Origin of the sequence: Halomarina litorea (assembly GCF_024227715.1) — an archaeon.
Classification (GTDB): Archaea; Halobacteriota; Halobacteria; order Halobacteriales; family Haloarculaceae; genus Halomarina; species Halomarina litorea.
Genome location: NZ_CP100448.1, coordinates 1,664,393 through 1,684,560, shown reverse-complemented (window position 1 = coordinate 1,684,560; position 20,168 = coordinate 1,664,393). Strand labels below are relative to the sequence as shown.

Annotated in this window: 26 protein-coding genes; 16 read left to right on the top strand and 10 right to left on the bottom strand. The window is 69.6% G+C overall.

What is annotated here, in order from left to right; genetic code table 11:
* Positions 1-64: 64 nt before the first annotated feature.
* The 6 genes from pyrB to NKG96_RS09140 all read left to right on the top strand — a co-directional run bounded on the left by pyrB (position 65) and on the right by NKG96_RS09140 (position 4,351).
* Positions 65-982, top strand: a complete 918-nt coding sequence (pyrB, locus tag NKG96_RS09165) for an aspartate carbamoyltransferase (protein ID WP_254534628.1) — start codon at positions 65-67, stop codon at positions 980-982.
* Positions 975-1,439, top strand: coding sequence for an aspartate carbamoyltransferase regulatory subunit (pyrI, locus tag NKG96_RS09160; RefSeq protein ID WP_254534627.1), 465 nt, complete (start codon positions 975-977; stop codon positions 1,437-1,439). The genes pyrB and pyrI overlap by 8 nt, the downstream gene beginning before the upstream one ends.
* A 30-nt stretch (positions 1,440-1,469) precedes the next feature.
* Entirely contained in the window at positions 1,470-1,619 is a 150-nt protein-coding gene (locus NKG96_RS09155) for a hypothetical protein (RefSeq protein WP_254534626.1), read from the top strand.
* Between the two features lie 207 nt (positions 1,620-1,826).
* Positions 1,827-2,654 carry a hypothetical protein gene (locus tag NKG96_RS09150; protein ID WP_254534625.1) on the top strand — a complete coding sequence of 276 codons (828 nt, stop codon included), beginning with the start codon at positions 1,827-1,829 and terminating at the stop codon, positions 2,652-2,654.
* Between the two features lie 66 nt (positions 2,655-2,720).
* The gene (locus NKG96_RS09145; protein WP_254534624.1) at positions 2,721-3,890 is read left to right on the top strand and encodes a thiolase C-terminal domain-containing protein; all 1,170 of its coding nucleotides are present in this window, start codon (positions 2,721-2,723) and stop codon (positions 3,888-3,890) included.
* The gene (locus NKG96_RS09140) at positions 3,887-4,351 is read left to right on the top strand and encodes a Zn-ribbon domain-containing OB-fold protein (protein WP_254534623.1); all 465 of its coding nucleotides are present in this window, start codon (positions 3,887-3,889) and stop codon (positions 4,349-4,351) included. Before NKG96_RS09145 ends, NKG96_RS09140 begins: the two co-directional genes overlap by 4 nt.
* Before the next feature lie 11 nt (positions 4,352-4,362).
* Here NKG96_RS09140 and NKG96_RS09135 read toward each other — a convergent pair whose 3' ends face one another.
* Positions 4,363-4,563, bottom strand: coding sequence for a hypothetical protein (locus NKG96_RS09135; protein WP_254534622.1), 201 nt, complete (start codon positions 4,561-4,563; stop codon positions 4,363-4,365).
* On the bottom strand, positions 4,542-5,096 hold the full coding sequence (locus NKG96_RS09130; RefSeq protein ID WP_254534621.1) for an NUDIX hydrolase: 555 nt from the start codon (positions 5,094-5,096) through the stop codon (positions 4,542-4,544). The genes NKG96_RS09135 and NKG96_RS09130 overlap by 22 nt, the downstream gene beginning before the upstream one ends.
* A gap of 771 nt (positions 5,097-5,867) precedes the next feature.
* On the opposite strand from NKG96_RS09130, the gene NKG96_RS09125 reads away from it, so the two are divergent.
* The 4 genes from NKG96_RS09125 (at position 5,868) to NKG96_RS09110 (ending at position 8,106) form a co-directional block, all read left to right on the top strand.
* The gene (locus tag NKG96_RS09125) at positions 5,868-6,071 is read left to right on the top strand and encodes a DUF1918 domain-containing protein (RefSeq protein ID WP_254534620.1); all 204 of its coding nucleotides are present in this window, start codon (positions 5,868-5,870) and stop codon (positions 6,069-6,071) included.
* A 10-nt stretch (positions 6,072-6,081) separates the two neighbouring features.
* Positions 6,082-6,507 (top strand): RNA-binding protein, encoded by a 426-nt coding sequence (locus NKG96_RS09120; RefSeq protein WP_254534619.1) that lies wholly within the window; start codon positions 6,082-6,084, stop codon positions 6,505-6,507.
* Positions 6,508-6,788: 281 nt separating this feature from the next.
* A complete protein-coding gene (locus NKG96_RS09115) occupies positions 6,789-7,496 on the top strand; it encodes an RNase P subunit p30 family protein (RefSeq protein ID WP_254534618.1) in 708 nt (235 codons plus the stop codon).
* A complete protein-coding gene (locus NKG96_RS09110) occupies positions 7,480-8,106 on the top strand; it encodes a class I SAM-dependent methyltransferase (protein ID WP_254534617.1) in 627 nt (208 codons plus the stop codon). The genes NKG96_RS09115 and NKG96_RS09110 overlap by 17 nt, the downstream gene beginning before the upstream one ends.
* Positions 8,107-8,118: 12 nt before the next feature.
* Here the strand turns inward: NKG96_RS09110 and NKG96_RS09105 are convergent, their stop codons facing one another.
* Positions 8,119-9,936 (bottom strand): PAS domain S-box protein, encoded by a 1,818-nt coding sequence (locus NKG96_RS09105; protein ID WP_254534616.1) that lies wholly within the window; start codon positions 9,934-9,936, stop codon positions 8,119-8,121.
* Positions 9,937-10,083: 147 nt separating this feature from the next.
* On the opposite strand from NKG96_RS09105, the gene NKG96_RS09100 reads away from it, so the two are divergent.
* From NKG96_RS09100 to NKG96_RS09090, 3 genes are all read left to right on the top strand, one after another.
* Positions 10,084-10,569, top strand: coding sequence for an Rpp14/Pop5 family protein (locus tag NKG96_RS09100; protein ID WP_254534615.1), 486 nt, complete (start codon positions 10,084-10,086; stop codon positions 10,567-10,569).
* 5 nt (positions 10,570-10,574) lie between these two features.
* Positions 10,575-11,342 (top strand): archaeal proteasome endopeptidase complex subunit alpha, encoded by a 768-nt coding sequence (gene psmA / locus NKG96_RS09095; RefSeq protein ID WP_254534614.1) that lies wholly within the window; start codon positions 10,575-10,577, stop codon positions 11,340-11,342.
* A gap of 91 nt (positions 11,343-11,433) precedes the next feature.
* Positions 11,434-12,159: a ribosome assembly factor SBDS gene (locus tag NKG96_RS09090; protein WP_254534613.1), complete on the top strand. Its 726-nt coding sequence runs from the start codon at positions 11,434-11,436 to the stop codon at positions 12,157-12,159.
* A gap of 6 nt (positions 12,160-12,165) precedes the next feature.
* Here the strand turns inward: NKG96_RS09090 and NKG96_RS09085 are convergent, their stop codons facing one another.
* On the bottom strand, positions 12,166-12,375 hold the full coding sequence (locus tag NKG96_RS09085) for a hypothetical protein (protein WP_254534612.1): 210 nt from the start codon (positions 12,373-12,375) through the stop codon (positions 12,166-12,168).
* A 71-nt stretch (positions 12,376-12,446) separates the two neighbouring features.
* Positions 12,447-12,767: an FUN14 domain-containing protein gene (locus tag NKG96_RS09080; protein WP_254534611.1), complete on the bottom strand. Its 321-nt coding sequence runs from the start codon at positions 12,765-12,767 to the stop codon at positions 12,447-12,449.
* Between the two features lie 115 nt (positions 12,768-12,882).
* Here NKG96_RS09080 and hflX point away from each other — a divergent pair, with 115 nt between their 5' ends.
* Positions 12,883-14,199, top strand: a complete 1,317-nt coding sequence (hflX, locus tag NKG96_RS09075; protein WP_254534610.1) for a GTPase HflX — start codon at positions 12,883-12,885, stop codon at positions 14,197-14,199.
* A gap of 27 nt (positions 14,200-14,226) precedes the next feature.
* Here the strand turns inward: hflX and NKG96_RS09070 are convergent, their stop codons facing one another.
* Positions 14,227-14,658: an SCP2 sterol-binding domain-containing protein gene (locus NKG96_RS09070; protein ID WP_254534609.1), complete on the bottom strand. Its 432-nt coding sequence runs from the start codon at positions 14,656-14,658 to the stop codon at positions 14,227-14,229.
* 68 nt (positions 14,659-14,726) lie between these two features.
* Positions 14,727-15,794: a zinc-dependent alcohol dehydrogenase family protein gene (locus NKG96_RS09065; protein WP_254534608.1), complete on the bottom strand. Its 1,068-nt coding sequence runs from the start codon at positions 15,792-15,794 to the stop codon at positions 14,727-14,729.
* A 141-nt stretch (positions 15,795-15,935) separates the two neighbouring features.
* Here NKG96_RS09065 and NKG96_RS09060 point away from each other — a divergent pair, with 141 nt between their 5' ends.
* Both NKG96_RS09060 and NKG96_RS09055 read left to right on the top strand, forming a co-directional pair.
* Positions 15,936-17,042 (top strand): mandelate racemase/muconate lactonizing enzyme family protein, encoded by a 1,107-nt coding sequence (locus tag NKG96_RS09060; RefSeq protein ID WP_254534607.1) that lies wholly within the window; start codon positions 15,936-15,938, stop codon positions 17,040-17,042.
* Positions 17,043-17,084: 42 nt separating this feature from the next.
* A complete protein-coding gene (locus NKG96_RS09055; RefSeq protein ID WP_254534606.1) occupies positions 17,085-17,672 on the top strand; it encodes a hypothetical protein in 588 nt (195 codons plus the stop codon).
* Between the two features lie 20 nt (positions 17,673-17,692).
* On the opposite strand, the gene moaC is transcribed toward NKG96_RS09055, so the two are convergent.
* The 3 genes from moaC to NKG96_RS09040 are packed head-to-tail and all read right to left on the bottom strand — an operon-like array spanning position 17,693 to position 20,166.
* Entirely contained in the window at positions 17,693-18,217 is a 525-nt protein-coding gene (gene moaC / locus NKG96_RS09050) for a cyclic pyranopterin monophosphate synthase MoaC (RefSeq protein WP_254534605.1), read from the bottom strand.
* Positions 18,210-19,652 carry an NAD(P)H-hydrate dehydratase gene (locus tag NKG96_RS09045; RefSeq protein ID WP_254534604.1) on the bottom strand — a complete coding sequence of 481 codons (1,443 nt, stop codon included), beginning with the start codon at positions 19,650-19,652 and terminating at the stop codon, positions 18,210-18,212. Before NKG96_RS09045 ends, moaC begins: the two co-directional genes overlap by 8 nt.
* A gap of 25 nt (positions 19,653-19,677) precedes the next feature.
* The gene (locus NKG96_RS09040) at positions 19,678-20,166 is read right to left on the bottom strand and encodes a double zinc ribbon domain-containing protein (protein ID WP_254534603.1); all 489 of its coding nucleotides are present in this window, start codon (positions 20,164-20,166) and stop codon (positions 19,678-19,680) included.
* Positions 20,167-20,168: the final 2 nt, after the last annotated feature.

The window sequence follows — 20,168 nt, the reverse complement described above, 5'->3', positions numbered from 1 at the left end:
TTCGTCGCGGGGGAGAGGCGGTCTTCCGGGGGATTGAAGCCGCCTCCCCGACCGGGTTCAGGTGATGCGGCACGACCACCTGATAAGCGCGAAACAGCTCTCGCGGGACGACATCGAGACGGTGCTCGACCGTGCCGCGGCCATCGACGGCGGTGAGGTGACGCCCGAAACCGACGGGGTGCTCGGCCTCCTCTTCTTCGAACCCAGCACCCGGACGAAGATGAGCTTCGACGCGGCGATGAAGCGCCTCGGCGGGAACACGGTGGACATGGGGAGCGTCGAGTCCTCCTCGGTCAAGAAAGGCGAGACGCTCGCGGACACGGTGCGCGTCGTCTCGGGGTACGCGGACGCCCTCGTCCTGCGCCACCCGAGCGAGGGGGCGGCGAAACTCGCCAGCGAGTTCGTGGACGTCCCGCTGATCAACGCGGGCGACGGGGCGGGCCAGCACCCCACCCAGACCCTGCTCGACCTCTATACGATGCGCGAGAACGCGGGGCTCGACGACCTCACCGTGGGCATCATGGGCGACCTGAAGTACGGGCGGACGGTCCACTCGCTGGCGAGCGCCCTCACCAACTTCGACGCGCGCCAGCACTTCGTCAGCCCAGAGAGCCTGCGACTGCCCCGGAGCGTCCGGTACGACCTGCACGAGGCGGGCGCGCAGGTCCGCGAACACACCGACCTCGACGCGATTCTCCCGGAACTCGACGTCCTCTACGTGACGCGCATCCAGCGCGAACGCTTCCCCGACGAGAACGAGTACCGGCAAGTCGCCGGCGAGTACCGCATCGACGCGGAGACGCTTGAGGCGGCCCGCGAGGACCTCGTCGTGATGCACCCGCTGCCCCGGGTAGACGAAATCGCCCCTGAGGTGGACGCCACCACACACGCGAAGTACTTCGAGCAGGCCCACAACGGCGTTCCCGTGCGGATGGCGCTGCTCGACCTCCTCCTGAAAAGCGGGGGTGAGGGCGATGAGTGAGGACGCCGACCGGGAACTCCGCGTCAGCAAGATTCGCGACGGGACGGTCATCGACCACGTCCCCGGCGGCAACGCGCTGAAAGTGCTGTCCATCCTCGGCATCGACGGGTCGGGCGGCGAGACGGTGTCCATCGGGATGAACGTCCCGTCGGGCGAACTCGGGAAGAAGGACATCGTGAAAGTCGAGGGTCGGGAACTGAGTCAGGACGAGGTGGACGTCATCTCGCTCATCGCACCGATGGCGACCATCAACATCGTCCGGGACTTCGAGGTCGAAGAGAAACACCGAGTGGACCGCCCCGACCGGGTGACGGGCGTGTTCACCTGCCCGAACGCCAACTGCATCAGCACGGCGGGGGAACCCGTCGAGAGCGTCTTCGACGTCCTCGACGAGGGCGTCCGGTGTGCCTACTGCGACACCATCGTCCGCGAGGACATCGCCGCCCACGTCGGGTAGCGCTATGTCGGTGCGGGGACGAGTCGTCGTGTGTCCCGTCTCCCGCCCGCCCGCGACCTGACTGTCGTCGCCCTCCTGACCGCCTTCGTGGCCCTCACCGGCGAACTCCTCGTCGGTCTGGGCGTCGCCGTCCTCCTGAACTCCCTCGGACGACGCGCGAAGCGAGGGGAAGGAATATAATCCGTCCCGAGTAGGTAGCGAGTGATGTCCCGCAAACTCATCGCACTCGTCGCACTGGTCGCAATCGCCGTCCTCTTCCTCGCCCGACGGTAGACTCGACCACTCGACGACCGACCACTCGACGACCCGAACGCGAACCACCCGAACGGCGGCCCATCGCGGGGCCGCCTTCCGAACCCTTACCCCGAGCGGCCGCGTTCTCCGACCATGTACGGCGTCGTCACCCGCAACGAACCCGAACTCGACTGGTCGGAGTTCGACCGCACCTTCTTTGAGGCGAAGTCCGTCTCCGGCCGGGCCGCCGACCCGCAACCACACGCGGTGAACATGGTCTCCTGTTTCGCCGACAACGCCGCCACGCAGGCGAACCCCGACCTCCTGCCCGTCGACGACGAGGGGGAACCCGCCACCCGCGACCGGCCGTACTTCGACTGGTCGTACGTCTGCCCGACCCACCCCGAGTACCGCGAGGGCTTGCTCGAGACCATCGCCGACTGCGCCGCCGTCAACGGCGACGTCCGACTGGACGACGTGGGCTTCCCCCGACAGGAGTACTGCCGCTGTGAGCGCTGTGCCGACCAGTTCCGCGAGAGCGAGTACGAGGACCGCTTCGACTGGCGCGCGAGCGTCATCGAGGAGTTCGTCGCCGAGGCGAGAGAGCGAGTTCCCGGCCGCCTCTACCTCACCCTCTATCCCGACCCCTACCCCGGGCACATTCGAGAGCGGACCGGCGTCGACCCGCGGGCCCTCGACGAGTACGTCGACGAGTTCGTCGTCCCCATCTACGACATGGCGTACTCGACGACCTACTGGCTGGAGATTCTCGCCACCGGGTTCGTCGACGAACTGGTGACGCCCTTCTCCATCGAACTGTACGCCGTCGACGTCGACATCGACCGACTGGCGAAGGCCACGGAGGTCGCCGAGGCGTACGCGAAGGACGTCCTGTTCGGCTACGACGCCTCGAACGCGCGGGCCACCCTCCGGCGGATGGACGCCGACTCGCGCGAGGGGAAGTCCTTCGGGCCGGAGTAGTTCGGGCCGAAATAGTCCGGGAGTCGGCAGGAACACCTAAGCGACCGGAGTGACGAACGCCACCGTATGCCACAACCGCGCATCGTCTCGGTCGGCCTCTCAGAGGTGGGCCGGACCGACCTGACGGGCAGAGACCTGTTCTCGGCGGCCCTCGCGGAGGCCTTCTCCGGCCTCCCGGACCCCGCCGAACTCGTGGACGCCCTCTACGTCGGCAACCAGTCCGAGACGTACGAACACCAGATCATGTACGGCACGCTCCTCGCGGAGTGGGCGGGCCTGACGAACGTCCCCGCCGAACGCGTCGAGGGGTGCGCCGCCGCGGGCGCACTCGCCCTGCGCCACGCCGTCGAGGACGTCCGGCAGGGGACACACGACGCCGTCCTCGCCTGCGGCGTCGAGAAGATGACCGCCGGGGGGACGGCAGGCGCGACGGACGCCCTCTCGGCGGCGTTCGACCGGGCGCTCGAACAGCGCTCGGGCATCACCGCCCCGAGCCAGTACGCCCTCCTCGCCCAGCGATACCTCCACGAACACGGGTGCACTGAAGAGGACCTCGCCCGAATCGCCGTCAAGAACCACCGGAACGCCGCCCAGAACCCGCGGGCGCAGTTCCAGCGGGAGATAGACCTCGATACGGTCCTCGACTCGGACTACATCGCCCCACCCCTGAAACTGTTCGACTGCGCGCCCGTCAGCGACGGGGCGGCCGCCGTCCTCGTGACGACGCCCGAACTCGCGGACGAACTGGGCGACGCCGAGGACCAGTTGGTCGCCGCCGGGTCCGGCGCGGCCGCGAACAACATCTCAGTCGCGGAGCGCGACCTGACGTTCGTCGAGGGGGCGAACCACGCCGCGGAGACCGCCTACGGACAGGCCGGCGTCGAGGCGGCGGACGTGGACGTCGCAGAGGTCCACGACGCCTTCACCGTCTGTGAGGCACTGCTCGCGGAGTCCGTCGGGTTCGCCCCGCGCGGGAAGGGAATCGAGTCGGCCCTGCCCCCGGAGGAGCGAAGCGAGGGGTGGACGGACGTCGAACTCTCGACCAGCGGCGGCCTGAAGGCCCGCGGCCACCCCATCGGCGCGACGGGCATCGCGCAGGCCGTCGAGGCGTACGAACAGTTGACGGGACGCGCGGGCGACCGACAGGTCGAGGGCGCGGACACCGCGTTCCTCCTGAACGAGGGCGGGGTGGCCGACGCCGTCACCGTCGCGCACGTCCTGCGGAGGGCGGCATGAGCGACGATACCCCCTCCCTCCGCGGCCCGCTCGCCCCGGAGGACGTGACCAGCGACAGCCCGTTCACCCTGCCGGGGTTCTTCGACGCGCTCGCGGAGGGGACGCTGTACGGCGCCGTCTGCGAGGACTGCGGGAACGCGATGGTCCCGCCGCGACCCGCCTGTTACGGCTGTGGCTCCCGGTCGGTCGTGGCCGAGGAGCAACCCCGCGAGGGCCGCGTCGTCTCCTACACCGAGGTCAGGACCGCGCCGCCCGCGTTCGCCGAGCGAGCGCCCTACACCGTCGCCGTCGTCGAACTGGCGTCGGGCGCGCGACTGACGGGGCGGGTGGACGCCGACTACGAGTCGGTGAGCATCGACGCGCCCGTCGAACTCGTCGTTCGCGAACCGAGCGCGGAAGAGCAGAAGGCGGCGCTCTCCTACGAGGAGGGCTGGCCGGTCCACGAGTTCGAACTCCGGTGAGCGGGCGGGAGTCAGGCCGGGCCGTGGACGAACGGGAACTCGGTCCCGCAGTGTGAACACTCGGTCGTCTCCTCGTCCAGTCCGGGGCGCTTCGAGGCGTCGCGCTCGGTCCCGACGAACGACCGACCCTGCGGGAGCGAGACGTACGTCGCCTGCCCGCAGGCCGGACAGGTCGCGCTGACGAGGCCCATCAGCGCACCTCTGCCCGCCACGCCAGCAGGTCCTCCCGGTCGCGGGTGTCCGGGGGTAGCTCGTCGAACCAGCGCGCGTCGGATATCTCGCCGTCCGGGTCGTCCACGGCGGGCGTCGTCGTTTCCGCACGCGCCTCGAAGACGGGGAGGACGCCCCACGTCCGCTGGTCGCCGTGGCGGACCGTGACGCGCGTGAGCATCGCCAGTCCGTCGTAGGCGGCCTCGACCCCCGCTTCCTCGGCGAGTTCGCGGCGCGCGGCTTCCCGGCAGGACTCCGCCCCGTCCACGCACCCGCCGGGGAGGACCCACAGGTCGACGTCGTCGTGTCTGACCAGCAGGAGGTCCCCGGACTCGCGGTGGACGACCGTGTGCGCGCCGTACGGCGTTCCCGAGGTCCTGATGCGCTCTGCGAGCGTCCGGAAGCGGCCGCGGGAGACCGAGCGGGTGCGCTCGAACTCGAGGTAGCCCTCGTGGTGCGCCGTCAGGCGGTGGTAGGCGCACTCGGCCTCCTGTCGTGCCTCGTCCGCGAGGAACCAGAGGTCATCCAGCGTCATGGTCGGGTCGGGTGGGCGTGTCGGCGGTCGGGTTCATCTGTCACCGTACACCGGACCCGGGCAAGAAGGTTGGCCCGTCTCACCTGTCGTCGGTGTCAGCGTCCCCCGGGACACGCCGGTACCCGCGGCCCACGAGTGCGAGACCGAGGGGGACGCCGAGGGCCGATACGGCCGCTTCGACGGTGTCGCCCGAGGACAGCGACCGACTGCCCGTCGAGACGAACGTGACGTAGCCGTCCCCCGTGTCGACGACCCGTCTGGCCTCGGGGAGTTGCCCGTCCGTGTCGATGCGTCGGTCAGCGTGCGGCGGTAGTACCCGCCGGACTGACGGGGGAACCGGGGGTCGGCGCCGACGAGGAAGCGCGCGGGTTCGACGGGGAAGGCGTCGCGTTCGAGCAGGCGAGCCTCGTACGCACACCCCGCATCGCGGAGGAACCCGGTACACGCCACGCCGTCCAGCGCGACGGTCCGACCGTCGGAGCCGACGACGATGCGGTCTCCGAGGACACGCACCTCTCGCACCTCGTGCTCGGTCTCCGAGAGGTCGAGGTTCAGGGCACCGATGTAGAGGGGTTGAGGACGAGCATCGTGCCGAGGACGAACAGGGCGGCGACGCGCCCGGCCGTCGAGGGGACCCCCCGCGAGCGAGCATGGTCCCCCGTCGTGAACTGTCACCACAGCGCCACCGGTCGACCCGTCGGGAGACGACCGGCGAACCCCCGGAGCCATCGAATCACGGGCTTTTTGACCGGGCGACGGGTAGCGAGGGGCATGGCATTCGAAGAGGACGACCGCGTCATCCTGCACGACGAGCACAGCGAGTACGACGGCCAGACCGGCACGGTCACGCAGGTCATGGAGAACATGTTCGGCGACGCCACGTACACCGTGAGCTTCGAGGACGGCCAGGAGCAGGGTCTCGCGGAGGACCAGCTCGAAGCCGCCGCCGACGAAGCCGAGGACGACGAGGAGTAACCGTCCCCGAATGTCGAGCGTCCCGTTCCACTACGTCGACCTGCAGGCGTTCTGTTACGCCACCGAGGACGACAAGCGCGTCGAGCAGGCGATGCGCACGTTCCTCCCCGAGGAGTTCCCGCTGGAGCGCATCGAGAACGCGGGCCACCACGGGGACCGCATCGTCGTCTTCTCGGCGCGCGTCGAGAAGGCGGACGACGTGCGCCACGTCCTCTCGCTACTCGCCGACCTCGACGACATCGACCGGGTGCTCGACGAACTGGACAGCCGCGTGACCGACAACTGCGAACTGTACCTCTATCTCGACAAACAGGCCGCCTTCTCCGGGGACGTGGCGCTCGGGACCGGTCTCTCCCTGCGCGGGAAGGTCGAAGCCTACCCCGCGAAGAGGGAGACCGCAATCGAGAACGTCCGCGAGGCGTTCGCCGATCTGTGAGACAATAGATACTTTCGCGGCGAAAGGGATGACTTCGCGCCGTCGGCGGTTCGAAACGTGCGTGTAACTATCATTCACAGCCACTCAGCTGTCCCGACCGTCGACGGTCCGGTTTCCTTCGGATTCCATCGGCGGTCCCGGCGTGGCGTGACACGCCGGTTCCGAGACTGCGCAGTCGCTCCGGGCCCCCGGCGCCCCCGTCGCGTTGGGGCTCCGGGCGACACCCCTCACTCGGGCCGCGACTCCACAACCGTCAAACCGTCGTCCAGCGAAGCGTCGGTATGTCCGGCGCGTACGAGACTGCCCACCCGCACCCCGACGGCGACAGCACGGTCGCGCGCCTGGCGCTGACCGCCGCCGAGCAGGGGTACGACGGCCTCGTCGTCCGCACCCACGCCGACGGCGAGGCGGAGTCGTACGACCCGACGGCCATCGGGGAGCGCTACGGCCTCGACGTCGTGGCGGGCGTCGAGATACGCGCCGCCGACCGGGGCCGCGTCGCCAGCGCCATCGGGACCGAACGCGACCGGCGCACCGTCGTCTGCGTCCACGGCGGCGAGCACAACCGACTGGCCTGCGAGGACCCCCGCGTGGACGTCCTCGCCCACCCGATGGCCGACGGCGACGTGAACCACGTCCTCGCGAACGCCGCCGCCGACAACGGCGTCAGACTGGAGTTCGACTTCGGTCCCGTCCTCCGGACAACGGGCGGGGAACGCGTCAGGGCGCTCCGCGGCCTCCGCAAACTCCGGGAAATCGTGACGGCCTGCGACGCCCCCTACGTCGTCAGCGCCGACGCGCGGAGCCACCTCCACCTGCGTGCCCCCCGCGAACTGGTCGCGGTGGGCGAGCAAATCGGCTTCACCCGCGAGCAGGTCGAATCCGGGCTGGCGGAGTGGGGGCGACTCGCCGAGCGCAACCGCGAGCGCGCGTCCGATTCCTTCATTGAACCCGGCGTCCGTAGGGGACGGTATGAAGAAGACGATTGAGGAACACGCCGCCCGCTTCGACGAGTACGCCGCCGAGTACGACACCGACCAGAGCGAGGAGTACCGCGCGTGCGCCTCGCTCGTGGTCGACCACGCCGACCCCGGCCCGGACGACGTGGTCCTCGACCTCGGGTGCGGGACGGGCGCAATCGGCCTCGCCCTCGCCCCGAAGGCGAAACGCGTGGTGGGTCGGGACATCAGCGAGGGGATGATGGAGCAGGCCCGCGAGAAAGCCGCCGAACAGGGCCTCGACAACGTGGAGTTCGGCTACGGCGAGTTCCGCGACCCCGACTACGACGGCGAGGTGGACGTCGTCGTCTCGAACTTCGCCATGCACCACCTCTCGGACGAGGAGAAACGCGAGGCCATCCACGCCATTGCCGACCTCGGCCCGCGCCGGTTCGTGCTCGGCGACGTGATGTTCTTCGGCGCGCCCGACCCCGACGAACCGTTCTACTCGCCGGAGGTGGACGACCCCGCGACGGTCGGGACGCTCGCGGACGCCCTCACCGACGCCGGGTTCGCGCTCGTCGCGGTCGAGCAGGTCCACGAGCAGGTGGGCGTCCTCGTCGCCGAGCGTGCCGGGGGGAGAGTGGAAGTCGAGGAGTAGTCGCGACGGCGCTCAGTCGACGATCGAGAGGTCCGTCGGGGTGAACTCGAAGCGCGCGCCGCCGTCGATCCCCTTGGTCGCGACGACCCGCCAGTGGTGGGCGTCGGAGATACGCTCGACGATACTGAGGCCGAACCCCGTCCTCCCTTCGACCGTCGAGAGGCCGTGTTCGAACACGCGCAGGCGATCCTCCGGGGGGATGCCGGGGCCGTCGTCCTCGACGTAGAAGCCGCCGTCGAGGGGGCCGACGCGGACGGTCACGTCCGTTCCCCCGTGTTCGGCGCTGTTGGTGAACAGGTTCTCGAACAGCGTCTGGACGCGTTCGGGGTCGCCCGTCATCGATCCGAGACCGTCCTCGACGACGAGGCGGGCGTCCGGGGCGTCGACGAGGTCCCACGCGCGCTTCGCGACGGCGTCGAGCGGGACGGGTTCGGACGAACTGACCGTCGCCCCCTCGCGGGCCAGCGTGAGCAGCGACTCGGTGAGGTGGCGGATGCGCGCGAGCGACCGGTCGAGTCGGTCGAGGGAGTCGCCGGCGTCGGTGGGGTCCTCGCGGGCGAGGTCGAGGCTGGCCCGCGCCGTCGCCAGCGGCGTCTGCAGGTCGTGTGAGAGGACGCTCGCGAACTGGTCGAGGTGCTCGATTCGCCGCTGGAGCTGTCGCTCGCGGTACAGGCGGTCGGTGCTGTCGCGCATGACACAGAGGAACCCACCCCCGTTTGCCGCCTCGTCGACCGTGGTGAGCGTCGTCTCGGCCCAGAACCGGGAGCCGTCCTCCCGGACCCGCCAGCCCTCGCCGTGGACCGACCCTTCGGCCAGCGCCCGGTCCAGGTGCTCGGCCGGCCGGCCCCGGGCGCGGTCCTCGTCGGTGTAGAACGCGGCCCAGTCGACGCCCAGGCCCGTCGCCTCGGGGTAGCCGGTGGTGCGTTCGGCCCCCTCGTTCCAACTCGTGACCCGGCCGGTCGCGTCGAGTTCGAAGATGGCGTACTCGACGACGGCGTCCACGAGCAGGTCGAACCGCCGGCGCTCCTCGCCGAGGAGGCGTTCGGTCTCGCGTTCCTCGGTGAGGTCACGGACGACGCAGACCATCTCCCCGGAGTCGGTGTACGAGAGCGCGTGGCTCGTCAGCAGGGGCGACCCGTCCTTCCTGAGCTGTCTGGTCTCGCCGCTCCACCGCCCCTCCACCGGGATGGCCGGCAGTATCTCGTCGTACACCAGCGAGACGTCGGACTCGGGGTAGAGCACCTCCCAGTGCCGACCGAGGAGTTCCTCGACGGCGTAGCCGTACAGGTCGGCGTACGACTGGTTGAGGTAGACGAACCGACCGTCCTCGTCGAGGATGCTGATGCCCTCGCGGGCCGTCTCCAGCGCCTTCAGGCGGCGCTCGACCTCCAGTTCGGCCCGGTGTTTCTCGACGTAGTTGACGACGCGGTTGGCGAGGACCGTGTACGTGTCCGAGGAGCCCTTCCGGAGGTAGTCGGTCGCACCCAGCGAGATGGCCTCGGCGGCGACCTCCTCGGTCCCCTTCCCGGTGAAGAGGACGAACGGGAGGTGCTCGTCGCGCTCCCTGACGGCCTGCAGGAAGGCGAGGCCGTCCATCCGGGGCATCGCGTAGTCGCTCACCACGCAGTCGACGCGGTCGGTCGCGAGGACGTCGAGCGCTTCGCTGGCGTCCACTGTCGACCGGACCCGAATCCGGTCGTCCTCGCGTTCCAGCCAGGTCTGTGTCACGTCGAGCAGGTCGGGGTCGTCGTCGACGTGCAGGACCCGTATCGTGGCGGCGCCGGGGCCGTCCTCGTTCTCCAGCGGTTCGTGCTGGGTATCGGTGGCCATCTCCAATCAGTGGAGATAGACACGCGACGAGAGAAAGCGTTGCCTGCAGGTGTCACCCGCGTGACGCCCCGGCGGGGCGCGTCGTGGCCCCCCCGACCAGCAGACCGGAACAGACACCACGGTTCCCGGACTACTCCCGGTACGCCCATGAAGCACCTGCCGAAGTACCTCCGTCCGCGCTGGCGCTACCTCGGGGTCGGCATCGAGGCCCACCCCGACGCCGCCGTGGACCGACGGTCGTTCCAGCGGGACCTCTGGTACGCGGCGGGCAACCTCCTCGGCGACCCGGGGAGCGCGGACGTCGACTGTTCGGTGTACGGCTTTTCCTTCCGCGACGGGGACGGCGAGTGCGTCGTCCGGGTCCGGCGCGGGGAGGTCGAACGGGCACGGGCCGTCCTCGCCTGTCTGGACGACGTGTCGGGTCACCCCGTTCGGGTGACCGTCCGCGGCGTCGGCGGGACGGTGCGAGCCTGCGAAGAAAGGTATTTAGGACGCCCGCTGGAATCAGCGGACGAGAAGACAGTCGTGCACGGGAACGCCGACCGGTCCGCCGTCGTCCGCGGTTCGCGCGTGGACGTCCGGACCGACGACGGCCTCCTGGGGGCGACGGACTACGACTACGACTACGATTGAATACAATGCAGGGTCAGAACCAACAGCAAGCCTACGACCGCGGGATAACCATCTTCTCCCCGGACGGCAGGCTCTACCAGGTCGAGTACGCCCGCGAGGCGGTCAAACGCGGGACGGCGAGCATCGGCGTCCGAACGGAAGACGGCGTCGTCCTCGTCGTCGACAAGCGCATCCGCTCGCCCCTTCTCGAGGGGACGAGCGTCGAGAAACTCCACAAGGCCGACGACCACATCGGCATCGCCAGCGCCGGGCACGTCGCCGACGCGCGACAGCTCATCGACTACGCCCGCCGGCAGGCGCAGGTCAATCAGCTCAGGTACGGCGAACCCATCGGCGTCGAGGCGCTGACGAAGATGGTCGTCGACAACATCCAGCAGTACACGCAGGTCGGCGGTGCCCGACCGTTCGGCGTCGCCCTCATCATCGGCGGCATCGAGGACGGCGAACCCCGCCTCTACGAGACGGACCCGTCGGGGACGCCCTACGAGTGGAAGGCACTCGCCGTCGGCGGCAACCGCTCGGAGATCGAGGACTACCTCAAGGAGCACTACGACGAGTCGATGGACCTCGAGGCGGGGGTCGGCCTCGCGCTCGCGGCGCTCGCCTCGGTCAACGACGAGGGACTCCGCCCGGCGGGTATCGGCGTCGCCACCGTCGACGTCGAGTCCGAGCAGTACCGCGAACTCCCCGAGGAGGAAGTCGAGTCGCACCTCACCGAACACGACCTGCTGGCGGAGGAGAACGACGACGACGAGTCCTCCGACGCCGAGTAACGGGTCCGAGGCCCCCGGCCCGTTCCGTGACGGGTGACGGTTCTCGTTCCGAGGAAACACCCATTAGGCACCGTGAGGTAGTGGCACCCATATGATTTCACTCGACGAGGCGGTGACGGCCCGTCTCGAGTCACACGGTGCCCGCTTCGAGGTGCTCGTCGACCCGGACGCGGCGCTCGCCATCAAACGCGGCGAGTTCGACGGCGACCTCGAGGAGGTTATCGCCGCCGAGGACGTCTTCGAAGACGCCTCCCGCGGGGACCGGCCCGCCGAGAGCGACCTGGAGAAGGCCTTCGGGACGACCGACCCGATGGAGATCATCCCGCAGGTCATCCGGAAGGGGGAGATACAGATAACCGCCGAGCAGCGCCGCGAGATGCAAGAGCAGAAGCGCCGACAGCTCATCAACACCATCGCGCGGAACGCGGTCAACCCGCAGATGGACGACGCCCCCCACCCGCCGGAGCGCATCGAGCGCGCGCTGGAGGAGGCGGGGTTCAAGGTCGACCCGATGGAACCCGTCGAGAACCAGGTCGACGACGCCCTCGACATGCTCCGGCCGGTCATCCCCATCCGGTTCGACGAGGTGGTGATGGCCGTCCGTCTGCCCGCCAACTTCGCCGGGAAGGGACAGGCGCGGGTCCGCGAGTTCGGCGAACTCGAACGCGAGGAGTGGCAGAACGACGGCTCGTGGGTCGGCGTCGTTCGCTACCCGGCGGGCCTCCAGAACGACTTCTACGACCTCGTCAACGAGGTGTCCTCCGGCGAGGCGGAGACGCGCATCGTCAAGGACGAAGACGACATCGGGATGCGGTAGCCGGAATCAGGCGCTCCCGGACCCGTCCGCCGGCGGTTCGAGGCGTTCGTACAGGACGTACGAGTAGCCGATGGTCACGGCGACGATGAGCACCGCCGGGACGGCGAGGAGGTACATCGCGTACTCCTCGAGGGCGAGGCCGACCAGCGCGACGAGCGCCCCGAGGACGAAGCGTTGCGTGGTGTTCGTCCCGAGTGATAGGACGGGAGCCGGCATAAGCCTGCGTCGGCGGAGGGAGCCGCCTCGCTCCGCGGTGAGCGTGTGTCCGGTGAGAAGCAGTCGCGACCCTATCCGAGTTTGAACCCGGCCATGAAGCCGGCGGCGAACCCGCCGGAGACCGAGAGCGTCGAGAGGACGCTCATGAGGAAGTCCGGGGGCTGGCTGCTGGCGGCCGTGTCGCCCGCCGACAGCATCCCCGCGGAGAGTTTCTCCCAGTCGACGGCGAGGATGCCCTGCGATTCGAGGAACTTGAACGCCGCGAGTTGGAGGCCGACGAGGACGGCGACGACCTTTGCGATCTTCTTGGCCGCGAAGCCCATCACGCCCCCGATGACCCCGCCCGTACCGAGGTCGAGACCGAGCTGCGTCGGGTCGATACCTATGCTCATAGAACACTCACCGTAACCGGTCATTATCCCACTTCCGACTATCAGTATAGCTCTCCGGCGACCCGTCGGGGGCCGCCCCGAGATTCAAATACGAGCGCGACTTAGCCTCCCGTGAGTGACAGGGACACACCGCGACCCGGAGCGCGCGGTCATCGCGAAACGCGTCGACTCCGGGACCGCCGACACCGGGGAGATACGCGAACTCGCGCGCGCCGCGGGCTACACCGTGGCCGGCGAGGTGACGCAGACGCGCACCGAGGACGCCGCCCTCTGCCTCGGCGAGGGGAAGGTCGGTGAACTCGCCGCCCTCGTCGCCGAGACGGGGGCCGGCAGCGTCATCTTCGACAACCGACTTGGCCCCTACCAGACGTTCAACCTCGGGAACGAACTCCCGGAGGGCTGTGAGGTCATCGACCGCTTCCGGCTCATCCTCGACATCTTCGGGCAGCGCGCCCGGACCCGGAAGGCACAGCTTCAGGTCGAACTCGCCGAGTTGCGCTACGAACTCCCGCGGGCGGAGGCCAAGACCAGCCTCGCGAAACGCGACGAGCGTCCGGGGTTCATGGGCCTCGGGGAGTACGACGAGTCCCGCGAGCGCGACATCAAGTCGCGCATCTCGCGCATCAAGGACGAACTCGAACAGATCGAACACGACGAGGAACACCGCCGCGAGACGCGCCGCGAGTCGGGGTTCGACCTCGTCGCCCTCGCGGGCTACACGAACGCCGGGAAGTCCACCCTGCTCCGGCGACTCGCCGCTGACCTCGACGTCGACGAGAACGAGGACCTGCATCCGGACCTCGATACGACCGCCGAGTCGCAGGACAAACTGTTCACGACGCTCGGCACGACCACCCGACGGGCCGCGATGGACCGACGGGACGTCCTCGTGACGGACACGGTCGGGTTCATCTCGGACCTGCCCCACTGGCTCGTGGAGTCGTTCAAGTCCACGCTGGACGCGGTGTACCGCGCGGACCTCGTCCTCCTCGTCGTGGACGTGAGCGAACCCGTCGAGGACATCCGCGACAAACTCGTGACGAGCCACGACACCCTCTACGAGCGAAACGAGGCCCCCATCGTCACGGTGCTGAACAAGGTGGACAAGGTGCCCCGAGAGGAGGTCGAACGCAAGATGGAGGCGCTGGCCGCCCTCGCGCCCGACCCCGTGGCGGTCAGCGGCCAGGAGGGAATCGACATCGACCTGCTCGAAGCCCGCATCGAGCGCGAACTCCCGCCGTACGAGCGCGAACGCCTCGTCCTCCCGATGACCGACGAGACGATGTCGCTCGTCTCGTGGATTCACGACCACACGCGCGTCAACGACGTGGACTACGGCGACCAGGTGGTCGTCGACTTCGAGGCCCGCCCCGAAATCGTCGAGCGCGCACGGGCGAAAGTCGGCGAGTTGCCGGTGCCGGAGTCCGCGTAGTCTGCCGAACTCGTCGGCGTCGGCGAGTCAGTACTCGAACTCGGTGTCGATGGCCGCCGCGTTCTCGGTCATGACCACCGCGGCGTCGCTGTACTGGAGGACCTTCTGCATGTCGCCGTCGAGGTCGAACTTCCCGCTCATCAGGCCGTCCATCGCGCCGACGTCGCCCTCGACGAGGCCCTTCCAGTTCGTGTAGGGGCCGCGGTAGACGAAGCCGTGGTCGACCTCGTCGGGGGAGCCGACCTCGTAGGCGTCGGTACACCGGCCGTCTTCGAGGCCGACGAAGAGGTAGACGGGGTCGCCGGGGTACGTGTCGTCGGGTTCGATGACGAAGACGAAGTCGCCGTCGAAGCCCACGCCCCACCCCGTGCCCTTCTCCGCGTACGCCTCGGAGTCGTTGAGGTGCTCGCGCCACACCGAAATCCACTCGTCGGCCTCACTCGGGAGTTTGAGTGCCATACCCGCCAGATGGTCGGCCCGTGGGCTTGGCGCTTGGAGCGGACCCTGCCGGTGGTTTATCAGGCCCGTCAGAACTCGTCGCAGACGGGGATGCCGACCGTGTCGTACTCCCCGAGGTTCTCGATGGTCCGGGGGACCTCGTCAAGCGAGATGGTCTCGCTCACGACCTTCCCGGGCTGGATGGTGCCGCGCTCCATCATCGAGAATATCTCCTCGTACTCGTTAGGCGGCATGCCGTAGGAGCCGTAGAACTCGCGTTCGTCGGTGACCATCGTGTCGACCGGAAGCGAGACTTCGCCGCCCTCCTCGCTGGTGGTCATCCCTATCTGGAGGTGCCGACCGCCCTTACAGAGCGAGTCGACGGCGTTCCGGCACGTCTCGGCGATGCCGAGGGCGTCGACGCTCACCTCGGTCCCCCGCGAGTTCGGCGTGGCCTTCTTGACGGCCTGCGGGACGTCCTTCACGTCACCGACGCGCACCGTCTCGTCGGCACCCAGTTCCTCCGCGCGGGCGAGTTTGTCGGCGTCGAGGTCGACGGCGACGACGTTCGCGCCGAGGGCGTCGGCGATGTGGACCGCCGAGAGGCCCACTCCCCCACATCCGTGGACCGCCACCCACTCGCCCGCGCCGACGTCGACGCGGTGGACGAGGCCGTGGAAGGCGGTGGCGAACCGACAGCCCAGTCCCGCCACGTCCACCGGGTCCGCGCTGTCCGGCAGTTTCACGACGTTCTGGTCCGCCGCCCGCACCGGGTACTCCTCGGCGAACGCGCCCTGTTGCATCTGCAGGAAGCCCATGGGGACCGAGCGCTCGCAGATGTTCGCCCGACCCGCCCGGCAGTGTCGGCAGGTGCCGTCGCTGAGGTTGAACGGGTTCGTCACCCGGTCGCCCTCGCGGAGTCGCTCGACGTCCTCGCCGACCTCGACGACGGTGCCGGCGGGTTCGTGTCCGAAGACGAGGCCGGACGTCGGCATCATGCCGATCCAGCCCCAGTCGCCCTTCCAGGCGTGCCAGTCGGAGCGACAGACCCCGCAGGCCTCGGTCTCGACGACCACCTCGTCGGCCCCGCAGTCGGGGCGGTCGACCTCCTCGACGGTCAGCGGTTCCTCGACTCCCTGGAAGACGACGGCTCGCATGCCTCCGTCCACCCGCGGCCGACTACTGAACGTTCCGGCGGCGTCACGGGGTAGTTTATCACCCGAGTCACGGACCCCGGATTTCAACGGCCGGGCGGAGACGCCCCAACCGTGAGGTGCGACCCGCCCGCCTCTCGGGCGATGCGCATCACCGACGTCACGCAGACGCACCTCTCGTACCCGGTCGGCGAGTCGTTCCGACCGACGTGGATTCCCGACTACCCGCAGGCGAGCCACGAGGTGGAACTGTTCGAACTGGAGACGGACGCGGGTATCACCGGCGTCGCCGCCTCCCCGAGTTTCGCGGGCGGTGTGGACTACGAGGACGCCCTTTCGTACTTCCTGGTGGGCGAGGACCCTCACGACGTGGCGGGCATCCGGGCGAAACTCGACAGTATCAACCTCGTCGGGCCGCGCCCGTGGCACGTCGAACTCGCCCTCTGGGACATCGTTGGGAAGGACGCCGGCAAGCCGGTGTACGAACTGCTCGGCGCGAGCGCCCGCGACGTGCCCGTGTACGCGAGTACGGGCGAGGTGCAGTCCGCCGAGGACCGAATCGAGTACGTCGAGGCCCGGGTCGAGGAGGGATTCGAGGCGGTGAAACTGCGAGTCACCGCCCCCGACCACGTCGACGTCGTTCGCGAGGTGCGCGAGGCGTTCCCCGACCTGACGCTGATGGTCGACGCCAACAAGGGGTGGGCGGTGCGCGTGATGGACCACGAGGAGCGCTGGTCGTTCGCAGAGGCGCTCGCCGTCGCCCGCGAACTCGAATCGGTGGGTGACGTCGCGTGGCTCGAAGAACCCCTCCCGCGCCACAACTTCGACGCCTACGCTCGCCTCCGGGACCGGACCGATGTGCCCATCGCGGGCGGGGAGTTCAACGACGGCGCGTGGCAGCTCCACGAGTTCCTCGACCGGGGCGCACTGGACGTAATCCAGCCGGACGCCGCCCTCGCGACCGGCATCAGGGGAGCGACCGACGTCGCGGCCGCGGCGGCCCGCCGGGACGTCGAGTTCGTCCCGCACACGTGGACCAACGGAGTGGGCTTCGCCGCGAACCTCCACGTCCTCACCGCGGCGGGCAGTCCGTGGTGCGAGTACCCCCTCGAACCGCCGTGGACGCCCTCGGTGCGTGATTTCCTCCTGACGGAGACGCTGACCCACGACGACGGGACGATTCGCGCCCCCGACGGGCCGGGACTCGGCGTCGAACTCGACCGCGAGGCCGTCGCCGAGGCGAGCGAGTAGCGCCGGGGTGGGGCTTTTCCCCCGGAGGCCCGTCGCCCCGGTGTGAGCTACGACGTTCGCCCAACCGAAGCCGAACTGAGCGAGGCCCGCGCCATCGTCGGCGTCGCCCTCGACGCCTGCGAACGCGCCCGCCCCCTCGACGGCACCCTGCGCGTCGCCCTCGGATGGACCGACAACGAACCGGTCCTCGCGGACGGGTCGGGGGTCTCCGGCACCTGTTACCCCGGCGGCGAGGTCGAACTCGGGTTCAACAGCGACGTGACGGGGTGGGACGAGGCCCTCGCCCCCGAGACGGCCCGCCTGTACGGGACGGCGTGGTTCACGGAACGCGTGGACGTGGCGTTCCGCTGGCAACGGTTGCTCGCGACGGCCTTCGCCGACCGGTTCGCCCGGGAGGTGTACCCCGACGGGCCGACGCCGTGGCGAGGGGAGGACGAACGGGCCGCCGAGGGGCGCTGGACGGAGGTTCGGGACGGACTCGGCGAACGCGACGACCTGCCGGAGGACCGCACACTCGGTCGTCTCGGGGCAGATCTCGGCGAGGAACTGCAACGGGACCACGACCTCGGGGCGTTCGTGGAGTTGACCCGCGAAGCGGTACAGGAGGCCGGAGCGCGGGCGTTCGAGTAGTTCGTCCGTCTGTCGGTTCGTCAGTCCAGTTCGCGTTTCTCCTTCGAGACGACGCGGACGTCCTCGATTCGGGTCGCCGGGTACTGGCCGTCCTCGTCCTTCTCGACGGCCTTCACCATGTCCCAGACGACGTTCAGCCCCGTCGTCACGCCCTCCAGCGCCTCCATCTCGCATCCGGTCTTGCCCGTCGTCTCCACGCCGACTTCGAGGACGACCCGGTCCTCGCGCAGGTCGAAGCTCGTATCGACGTTCGAGATGGGTATCTGGTGGCACATCGGGATGGTCTCCCACGTGTGCTTGACGGCCTGTACCGCCCCGACGCGGGCCGTGGCGAGGACGTCGCCCTTCGCCACCTCGTCGTCGCGGATGGCCGCGACGGTCGACTCCCGGAGGCGAATCTCGCCGCGTGCGACCGCCCTCCGGGCGGTGTCGGGCTTGTCGCCCACGTCGACCATCTGGACGTTGCCCGTCTCGTCGGTGTGGGTGAGGTCCTCGCGGCCGCCCGACTCGGCTCCCGCCTCCTCGCCCGACTCCCCCTCACGCATCGTCGTCACCCCAGACGACCCGCGGGATGGTGTCGAGGAGGTCGGAGGCGAGGAGGCCGTCGCCCACGTCGTCGTCCAGCAGTTCCGCGGCGCGCCCGTTGACGAACGGGGCGATGCAGGCCGCGTCGAACGGTTCTTGGGTCGCGAGGAAGGCGGCGGTGACGCCCGCGAGGGTGTCGCCGGTCCCGCCGACGGCCATCCCGGGCGTGCCCGCCCGGTTGACGCGCGTTCGCTCGCCGTCCGAGATCACGTCGGTCGGCCCCTTCGCGAGGACGACCTGTCCGAGGTCGGCGGCGAGGTGCTCTACCTCGTCCGCGTGCTCGCGCAGGTCATCGACCTCCGGCCCGCCGAGGTCGACGAGTTCCTTCCGGTTGGGCGTACAGACCAGCGTCGCGTCCGTCTCCACGTCCGGGACGACCTGCAGGGCGTCCGCGTCCACCACCGCGCGCCCGGTGAACGATTCGAGGAAGTCGCCGACGGCCGCCAGCGTCTCGTCGGCCGTGCCGAGGCCGGGACCGAGGACGACCACGTCGTCGTGGCTCTCGGCCGTCTCGACGAGGTCGTCGACCCGGTCGGGCGTCAGCACGTCGCCCTCGTAGGGCTGGACGATGAGGTCCTCGGCGTAGCTCTGAATCGGCGTGCTCACCGAGTCGGGCACCGCGACGAACGAGAGGTCCGCCCCGCCCCGGAGCGCCCCCTGTCCGGCGAGGGCGGGCGCGCCGGTGTAGGGGCCGCCGCCGATGACGAAGACGCGTCCCGAGTCCCCTTTCGTCGCGCCGGGATCGGTGGTGACCCGCAGGAGGTCGCCACGCTCGACGACCCGTTCGGCGAACTGCGGGATGCCGATGTCCGCGACGGTCACCTCGCAGTCGAGGTCCGAGAGGCCCGGTTTCGCGTCGTGGAAGGTGACGACGTGGTCGGCGTCCACGGCGGGGTCGGCCGCCTCGCCCGTGTCGGCGTCCACGCCGGAGGGGACGTCCACGGCCACGACGACCGCGCCGCTCTCGTTGACGGCCTCGACGGCGCTTCGCTCGGGTTCCCGGGGGTCGCCCGTCACGCCCGTCCCGAGCATGGCGTCCACGACGACGTCGGGCGACCCGAGGTCGAGGTCACGCGAGTCGCGCACCTCGCGGGCGTCGTACTCTGCCGACTGGAGCGCCGCCCAGTTCTCGCGCGAGATGGCCGTCGAGATGGACTCGGCGCGTCCGAGGAGGTGGACGGTCACGTCGAACTCGTCGAGGAAGCGGGCGGCGACGAGACCGTCCCCGCCGTTGTTCCCGCGTCCGACGACGACGGCGACACTCGCGTCCGGTTCGGCCAGCGCGCAGACCTGCCGTGCGACGGCGTTGCCGCTGGACTCCATCAGCTGTTTCCTCGGTACGCCCAGCGCGGCGGCGTTCTCGTCGACCACCGCCATCTCCTCGCTCGTAATCATGGGCGGGCGTTCGGTCGGAGGTGCGTTAAGCGTGCGGCCTTCCGCCCTCGGCGGCCGTCTCCAGGCGCTTGCCGGTCCGGTAGGCGTCGTAGACGCCGTAGACGAACACCGCGGGCGCGAGTATCAGCCCCACCCCGAACACGATGGAGAAGGAGGCGGCGACGAAGCCGACGAACACGAGCAGTCCCTTCACCACCTCGCGGTTGAGCAGTTGGCCGAGACCGGGGAAGAAGAACGACGCCACGGCGGCGACCACTCCACGGTTCCGACGGAACAGCGACTCGAGGTCCGACTCGACGGACCCGAAGGAGGCGGGGGCCGGTTGCTGGCGGACGCCGCAGTGCGGACATATCTCGGCCGCGCTCCGTATCTCCTCGCCGCAGTCCCGACAGTACGCCATCGGCGTCCCGACGTCGGTGGTCCGGGTGCCGACGCCGCAGTGCGGGCAGACGTCGGTGTCGGGGGCGACGGACTCACCGCAGGCCCGGCAGTAGCGCTCGGTGGTGGAGGACATGG

What these genes read in the sequence shown, in the direction of transcription:
- NKG96_RS09065 (WP_254534608.1), bottom strand. Translation starts at nt 15,794, where the DNA reads ATGCGAGCCGTCGTCTTCCAGGGAGTCGAGGAACCGCTGACCGTCGAG.
- NKG96_RS09105 (WP_254534616.1), bottom strand. Translation starts at nt 9,936, where the DNA reads ATGGCCACCGATACCCAGCACGAACCGCTGGAGAACGAGGACGGCCCC.
- NKG96_RS09140 (WP_254534623.1), top strand. Translation starts at nt 3,887, where the DNA reads ATGAGCGACGATACCCCCTCCCTCCGCGGCCCGCTCGCCCCGGAGGAC.
- moaC (WP_254534605.1), bottom strand. Translation starts at nt 18,217, where the DNA reads ATGCGTGAGGGGGAGTCGGGCGAGGAGGCGGGAGCCGAGTCGGGCGGC.
- NKG96_RS09110 (WP_254534617.1), top strand. Translation starts at nt 7,480, where the DNA reads ATGAAGAAGACGATTGAGGAACACGCCGCCCGCTTCGACGAGTACGCC.
- NKG96_RS09070 (WP_254534609.1), bottom strand. Translation starts at nt 14,658, where the DNA reads ATGGCACTCAAACTCCCGAGTGAGGCCGACGAGTGGATTTCGGTGTGG.
- NKG96_RS09130 (WP_254534621.1), bottom strand. Translation starts at nt 5,096, where the DNA reads ATGACGCTGGATGACCTCTGGTTCCTCGCGGACGAGGCACGACAGGAG.
- NKG96_RS09060 (WP_254534607.1), top strand. Translation starts at nt 15,936, where the DNA reads ATGCGCATCACCGACGTCACGCAGACGCACCTCTCGTACCCGGTCGGC.
- NKG96_RS09085 (WP_254534612.1), bottom strand. Translation starts at nt 12,375, where the DNA reads ATGCCGGCTCCCGTCCTATCACTCGGGACGAACACCACGCAACGCTTC.
- NKG96_RS09115 (WP_254534618.1), top strand. Translation starts at nt 6,789, where the DNA reads ATGTCCGGCGCGTACGAGACTGCCCACCCGCACCCCGACGGCGACAGC.
- NKG96_RS09080 (WP_254534611.1), bottom strand. Translation starts at nt 12,767, where the DNA reads ATGAGCATAGGTATCGACCCGACGCAGCTCGGTCTCGACCTCGGTACG.
- NKG96_RS09145 (WP_254534624.1), top strand. Translation starts at nt 2,721, where the DNA reads ATGCCACAACCGCGCATCGTCTCGGTCGGCCTCTCAGAGGTGGGCCGG.
- NKG96_RS09120 (WP_254534619.1), top strand. Translation starts at nt 6,082, where the DNA reads ATGTCGAGCGTCCCGTTCCACTACGTCGACCTGCAGGCGTTCTGTTAC.
- NKG96_RS09045 (WP_254534604.1), bottom strand. Translation starts at nt 19,652, where the DNA reads ATGATTACGAGCGAGGAGATGGCGGTGGTCGACGAGAACGCCGCCGCG.
- pyrB (WP_254534628.1), top strand. Translation starts at nt 65, where the DNA reads ATGCGGCACGACCACCTGATAAGCGCGAAACAGCTCTCGCGGGACGAC.
- NKG96_RS09125 (WP_254534620.1), top strand. Translation starts at nt 5,868, where the DNA reads ATGGCATTCGAAGAGGACGACCGCGTCATCCTGCACGACGAGCACAGC.
- NKG96_RS09100 (WP_254534615.1), top strand. Translation starts at nt 10,084, where the DNA reads ATGAAGCACCTGCCGAAGTACCTCCGTCCGCGCTGGCGCTACCTCGGG.
- psmA (WP_254534614.1), top strand. Translation starts at nt 10,575, where the DNA reads ATGCAGGGTCAGAACCAACAGCAAGCCTACGACCGCGGGATAACCATC.
- NKG96_RS09090 (WP_254534613.1), top strand. Translation starts at nt 11,434, where the DNA reads ATGATTTCACTCGACGAGGCGGTGACGGCCCGTCTCGAGTCACACGGT.
- NKG96_RS09150 (WP_254534625.1), top strand. Translation starts at nt 1,827, where the DNA reads ATGTACGGCGTCGTCACCCGCAACGAACCCGAACTCGACTGGTCGGAG.
- NKG96_RS09040 (WP_254534603.1), bottom strand. Translation starts at nt 20,166, where the DNA reads ATGTCCTCCACCACCGAGCGCTACTGCCGGGCCTGCGGTGAGTCCGTC.
- pyrI (WP_254534627.1), top strand. Translation starts at nt 975, where the DNA reads ATGAGTGAGGACGCCGACCGGGAACTCCGCGTCAGCAAGATTCGCGAC.